10 protein-coding genes are annotated in these 4,874 nt (G+C 36.4%); 5 read left to right on the forward strand and 5 right to left on the reverse strand.

Translation table 11 applies throughout. The annotated features are described in order from the left end of the window. Nucleotides 1-312 (reverse strand): MobC family plasmid mobilization relaxosome protein (locus ACTNES_RS19355; RefSeq protein ID WP_441040433.1); only part of this gene is annotated, 312 nt, incomplete at its 3' end. A 400-nt stretch (nt 313-712) separates the two neighbouring features. Between ACTNES_RS19355 and ACTNES_RS19360 the strand changes: the two genes are divergently transcribed. Continuing rightward, nucleotides 713-1,072, forward strand: a complete 360-nt coding sequence (locus ACTNES_RS19360) for an MmcQ/YjbR family DNA-binding protein (RefSeq protein WP_019162150.1) — start codon at nt 713-715, stop codon at nt 1,070-1,072. A 47-nt stretch (nt 1,073-1,119) separates the two neighbouring features. Here ACTNES_RS19360 and ACTNES_RS19365 read toward each other — a convergent pair whose 3' ends face one another. The 3 genes from ACTNES_RS19365 to ACTNES_RS19375 form a co-directional block, all read right to left on the reverse strand. Next, nucleotides 1,120-1,458: a type II toxin-antitoxin system RelE/ParE family toxin gene (locus ACTNES_RS19365; RefSeq protein ID WP_019162149.1), complete on the reverse strand. Its 339-nt coding sequence runs from the start codon at nt 1,456-1,458 to the stop codon at nt 1,120-1,122. After that, on the reverse strand, nt 1,445-1,618 hold the full coding sequence (locus tag ACTNES_RS19370) for a hypothetical protein (protein WP_005426514.1): 174 nt from the start codon (nt 1,616-1,618) through the stop codon (nt 1,445-1,447). The genes ACTNES_RS19365 and ACTNES_RS19370 overlap by 14 nt, the downstream gene beginning before the upstream one ends. Nucleotides 1,619-1,712: 94 nt before the next feature. Beyond that, the gene (locus tag ACTNES_RS19375) at nt 1,713-1,976 is read right to left on the reverse strand and encodes a helix-turn-helix domain-containing protein (RefSeq protein WP_015541275.1); all 264 of its coding nucleotides are present in this window, start codon (nt 1,974-1,976) and stop codon (nt 1,713-1,715) included. 171 nt (nt 1,977-2,147) lie between these two features. Here ACTNES_RS19375 and ACTNES_RS19380 point away from each other — a divergent pair, with 171 nt between their 5' ends. Next, nucleotides 2,148-2,483: a hypothetical protein gene (locus tag ACTNES_RS19380; protein WP_005426510.1), complete on the forward strand. Its 336-nt coding sequence runs from the start codon at nt 2,148-2,150 to the stop codon at nt 2,481-2,483. Between the two features lie 63 nt (nt 2,484-2,546). Here ACTNES_RS19380 and ACTNES_RS19385 read toward each other — a convergent pair whose 3' ends face one another. Continuing rightward, on the reverse strand, nt 2,547-2,906 hold the full coding sequence (locus tag ACTNES_RS19385; protein WP_044960650.1) for a helix-turn-helix domain-containing protein: 360 nt from the start codon (nt 2,904-2,906) through the stop codon (nt 2,547-2,549). 504 nt (nt 2,907-3,410) lie between these two features. On the opposite strand from ACTNES_RS19385, the gene ACTNES_RS19390 reads away from it, so the two are divergent. From ACTNES_RS19390 to ACTNES_RS19400, 3 genes are all read left to right on the forward strand, one after another. Beyond that, nucleotides 3,411-3,848, forward strand: coding sequence for an RNA polymerase sigma factor (locus ACTNES_RS19390; RefSeq protein ID WP_005426505.1), 438 nt, complete (start codon nt 3,411-3,413; stop codon nt 3,846-3,848). Further along, complete coding sequence (locus ACTNES_RS19395; protein ID WP_015541278.1) at nt 3,835-4,107, forward strand: helix-turn-helix domain-containing protein; 273 nt, start codon at nt 3,835-3,837, stop codon at nt 4,105-4,107. Before ACTNES_RS19390 ends, ACTNES_RS19395 begins: the two co-directional genes overlap by 14 nt. 424 nt (nt 4,108-4,531) lie before the next feature. After that, nucleotides 4,532-4,753, forward strand: a complete 222-nt coding sequence (locus ACTNES_RS19400) for an excisionase (RefSeq protein WP_021650362.1) — start codon at nt 4,532-4,534, stop codon at nt 4,751-4,753. Nucleotides 4,754-4,874 lie beyond the last annotated feature (121 nt).

Genomic DNA, 4,874 nt, shown 5'->3' on the forward strand with positions numbered 1-4,874 from the left:
CATGGATTTTTGTAACTGCCATATTTTTTCCATTAACTCCTTTATATCGTCCAGATCCTTTTGGTAAACTGCATTGGTGCTGTTTATACGACGGGTGATCTGATTCAAATTGCTGCTGATATTGCCCAGCAGGGTATTCATTTTTCGGATATGAGAGTAGTCTACTTCATATACAAATCCATATAAGATCATTTTCCGTAGATAGGCAGATTTGCTTTTCATCCTGGAAAGACGATATTTTTCTTCTAAAATGTATTGTTCGTCATCATTCAAATAAAATTGTACGGGATGAATTCTGGTACGTTCGCTCATTGAAATCCTCCAATTCGTTTTTTTCTATAAAAAAGAGTACAAAAAAACTGTCTAACCAGTTCGGCTATGACAGTTATGGTACTTGGTTTTTTGTTGGTTTGGACAGATGTATCTGTAAGTTATTTTAACAGGACTGGGTGAAAGCGTCAAATTAAGAAATTATAAAATATGAGAGGGCCAGGGATACTCCCTGATACATTTTGGTAGAATGAACCGGAAAGGGAATTTGACAAAATGAGCCAGGTGTCATGACACTGGCAGTGCTTGCTTCTTTTGGGGTGTAGCCTGCAAAGCAGGCTATGCAAAAGCTATAAAACATAAATAGAACTGTGAGAAGTGGTTGAGAATACAATCCTGATAGCGTATAATCAGAGAAAGAAATCGTAAGTGAGGGATAAATTTGAAACGTGAAGAAATTTTTCAATATGTAAAAGAGCAATATGGAACTGAACCGGAATATTTATGGAAAAAAGATCCTGATTCTGCGGTGCTTCGACATAAAAATGGAAAATGGTATGCTATAATTATGGTAGTGGAAAAGAAAATACTGGGATTAGAAGAAGATGGAAACATTGACATCCTGGATGTAAAATGTGATCCTGATCTGGTTGGGATGATTATTCAAACGTATGGATTTTTACCGGGGTATCATATGAATAAGCAACACTGGATTACGATTCTTTTGGATGATTCTGTCAGTGAAGCTAAGACGCTGGATTTTCTGGATATGAGTTATGATTTAATTGACAGTGGGAAGTAATAAAAAAGGAAGCCTTTCAGAAAAATCTCTGATTGGCTCCCAGGTATTCATTCTGGATATGTATAAGTTGATCTTTGCAACAGGATATTTTCCCAATCTCGTTCATGGCGCAACACTCGGAGAATATGAATCTCTTTTGTTTCTTCCATTATAATATAAAAAATAATAGATGGCGGAAAAGATCTTTTATGTATGGAATATCCTCTGTACAGAATTTGAGTTCGGGGAAAGGCAGTACTGAACTGGCCTAAATTCTGCATTTGTTCTTTCAGATCAGATTGAAAACGGTCAGCACGTTGCTGGCCGAATTCTTCTTCAATATAATCTGCAATGTCTGTGACATCGTAAATTGCTTCCCAGGTTAAAATAATTTTATATTCTTGCATTTCTTCGTGCATCCCTTAATTCTGTGATTTTGCGAAAAGCATCTTCCAGTGGCAATTCACGACCAGCTTCCATATCATCAATTCCCCGGTCTAACATGCGGAGAAGATGATTGTTTTCCTGGTTTTTATCGGTTGTAGGGACTTTTTTTGTTAATTCCATGAAATCACTCCAATCATACGGTTTATAAATAGTGTATGTTGTTCAGAAGTATCTATCCATAGTTTAGCATAGAATGGGCAGCAATACAATTGAATTATTTTGCAGGAGCGTCCGTCAGACCAAGAAGATATTCGCAGGAAACATTAAATACTTCGGCCAGTGCGACAACTTCGTAGTCGGGAACGAAACGTGTGCCTTGTTCAATTCGCAGGATTGCCAGATCATTAAAATCATATCCTGCAAGTTGTAATTTGGCAGCGAGTGTTTTCTGAGTAAGATTATGAGCCTTTCGTAATTCTTTTACCCGTTGTCCTATTCTGTTTTTACTGTTCGTTTTTTTATCCCAATAAATAATCATTCTGATCCTCAAAAGTTTCTAAAGATGAAGTATTATTATTGATTTTAAGGAAAAATATTGTTACTATACTTCTAAAGATGAAGTTTTTGGAAAGTTTATTTGATTTTTGAAATAAGAAAATGATAATGCTGCCTGTAATGAGAAATAATTCTAATGAGAGGTGGAAAGAAGATGAATGAATTTTATGAAGCAGTATCGAATTTATTTGAGGAATTGCGCTGTGACTCCGGAGAAAGAGAATATACAGTACAGCCGGAAGAATGGAAAGAAGCAGAGAAGAATTTGAAACAAATACAAAAGAAGCTGCCACTACATCTGGAAAAAATCCCAGAGCGTGAGCAGAATTTCTGGAATAAATATCTGGATCAGTTAGAACATTTCCATTATGAAGAGGAGCAGCGGGCTTATTACCAGGGAATGATGGATGTAGTTGAGTTTCTTATTAATATAGGGGCAATAAAGAAATCCACGAATGTTAAGAGAATGATAGAAAAATATGCACGTTAAGAGTGGCGGTATGGGAAACCATACCGCTTCTTCAGAATAATTCAGATAGAATTCAAATGAATTTCAGGGATCTTGTTTATCGTGGTCTGTAGGAATTTTGTATGTGCGCAGGTATGCTTCTACGATGGCAAGGATAGCGGTAATTTGCTCATCGTTGCATTTTGACAGGTACATGAGCAGGCGTTGATAATCAAGATTATCTGTATGATTGTTTGGATAAAACAATGGTTCAGGAGGAACATTTAAAGCGCGTACCAGTTTTCTGATTTTATGAAAACTCGGAACTCGGCTCCCATTTTCAATTTCCTTTAAATATCGGCTGGACATTTCTGCTTTTTCAGCTAATTCTTCATAAGTCAATTTTTGCTCGTGTCGGGCGTTCTTAAAAAACAATCCCAGTTCTTTATCTGTTTGTTTTGGCATATGATACACCTCCATGTTTAGTGTATAGTTCCCTTTCTTGAAAGAAAATGAACTAATATTTCACTAAAAAAGAGGGTGATATTTCACTTTTTAAAAGACATATAAAATTCTGAATTTCCGTAAAACAGATCCGGAGGTATAGGAAAGATTAAGAATTTTATTGTCTGGTATCATATCCGTCATTACGTGACGGATGAAATAGATAAATAGTTCAAAAAAGCAAATAAATTTCTTTACCTCAAAAAGTGAATTATATGCCACAAAAAATGATGGCAAAATATTATCTTTTGATATAAATAGCGTCCGATGGGCTAAAAACTACCCATTAGGACGTTTTTTATATACCTCAAAATACAGGAAAAACAATTTTCTCGTATTTATTAAGAAATTTTTTAAAAATTTCTTCCCACACCCCGACAAATGCACTCATCCGTTTGGGATATGTGTGAAGGGGAAGCAAGAACTTTGCTTATTGCCTACCGGCGGGGAAGGAGGTGAACTCTTATGGAGCAATCCTCTTTTCAAGATGAGCAGACAGTCAGACATCAGTTTGATTCTCTGTGCAAGCTGGCATTGAAAAGTGAAGTTATTAATTATGAAAAGCATATGGCATATCGCCAGAAGTATGAAGTGATGTTGTCAGAATTATCAGAAAAGGAGTTGAGCAGACTTTTTATAATGGATGAGCATGAAATGGAAACACATCGTTTTCAGGTCCTGGGTTACGACATAGAAGTCAAAGATGCATTGATTGCTGAAGCACTGCAGACACTTACTGAAAAGAAAAGGAATGTTGTGTTATTATCATATTTTATGGATATGAGTGATGCAGACATTGCCAGAGAAATGAATCTTGTACGCAGCACAATTAATGAGCATCGTAGACGATCACTGGAACTGATGAGAAAAAATATGGAGGAATCTGCAAATGAAAAAAAGTAAAAAACAGAAATGCGCATTTGATTTGCTGCCATTCCATGTTATTGAGGCAGCATCAACTGGTGATACTGAGGCAATCCAGGCAGTGTTGAAGCATTATGAAGGGTACATAACAGTTTTGGCTACCAGAAAAATGTTTGACGAATTTGGACAGGTGCATTACTGTGTAGATGAAACTCTGCGTCAACGCCTGGAAGCAAAACTGATTACTAAGACCTTGGGATTTGATACGAAATCATATGTAAGGAAAAGTAATCAGTAAAGGGAGTATTTAATATAGATTCCTTTTCCCCTTCAGGAATTTTTGTACCTTGAAAATTGTATATTGTTTTACATACAGGACGTGAAGATATGTAGAGCCACTAGGTAAATCCGCCATGATATATCTGCTCTGTTAATGGAGTAAATACGAGGAAATGCTGAAATATAACATTGAAGTAAAGGTATGGAGCGAGAAGAATTTGACAAAATGTGTAGCAGCTGCACAGGGCGACGAAGCATATCTGTGATAATGATACTTCCAGAAAAAATCTGGTCATATTTAATGACGGTGCAAAACCGATGTGGGCAGAGTACTGAACTGCCACCTGTATTGTAATTTTATCTGCCGATGACAGTGTATAAAATTGTAAATTGTCATGGGCAGATAAAAATGTTTTGTCCAAAGAGAAAAGGAGGAGAGAAGAGTGGCGATTAAAATTGAAAAAGGTAAGATTCCAATTTGGGAAAAATATATGCTTACGGTGGATGAAGCAGTGCAATATTTTGGAATAGGTGAAAAGAAAATAAGGATGCTTATTTCGGAACATCTAAATTCAGAATGTTGCTTTACAGTCCAGGTGGGGTGTAAGTCATTGATTAACCGTAAGAAATTTGAGGCCTTTCTGGATCAGACTACGTCTTTGTAAAAAATATACGAACAATTTAGCACTTTAAAGTGGAAATGCTAGCCCTGGTATGATATAATACCTATATCGTGCTAGGGCTTCTTCGTAGAAAGGGGCGAAGACGTTTGGGTAAAACAAAACG

This window comes from Blautia sp. HCP3S3_D9 (assembly GCF_052063845.1).
Lineage (GTDB): Bacteria > Bacillota > Clostridia > Lachnospirales > Lachnospiraceae > Blautia_A.

What these genes read in the sequence shown, in the direction of transcription:
- ACTNES_RS19365 (WP_019162149.1), bottom strand. Translation starts at nt 1,458, where the DNA reads ATGCAAGAATATAAAATTATTTTAACCTGGGAAGCAATTTACGATGTC.
- ACTNES_RS19370 (WP_005426514.1), bottom strand. Translation starts at nt 1,618, where the DNA reads ATGGAATTAACAAAAAAAGTCCCTACAACCGATAAAAACCAGGAAAAC.
- ACTNES_RS19375 (WP_015541275.1), bottom strand. Translation starts at nt 1,976, where the DNA reads ATGATTATTTATTGGGATAAAAAAACGAACAGTAAAAACAGAATAGGA.
- ACTNES_RS19380 (WP_005426510.1), top strand. Translation starts at nt 2,148, where the DNA reads ATGAATGAATTTTATGAAGCAGTATCGAATTTATTTGAGGAATTGCGC.
- ACTNES_RS19385 (WP_044960650.1), bottom strand. Translation starts at nt 2,906, where the DNA reads ATGCCAAAACAAACAGATAAAGAACTGGGATTGTTTTTTAAGAACGCC.
- ACTNES_RS19390 (WP_005426505.1), top strand. Translation starts at nt 3,411, where the DNA reads ATGGAGCAATCCTCTTTTCAAGATGAGCAGACAGTCAGACATCAGTTT.
- ACTNES_RS19395 (WP_015541278.1), top strand. Translation starts at nt 3,835, where the DNA reads ATGAAAAAAAGTAAAAAACAGAAATGCGCATTTGATTTGCTGCCATTC.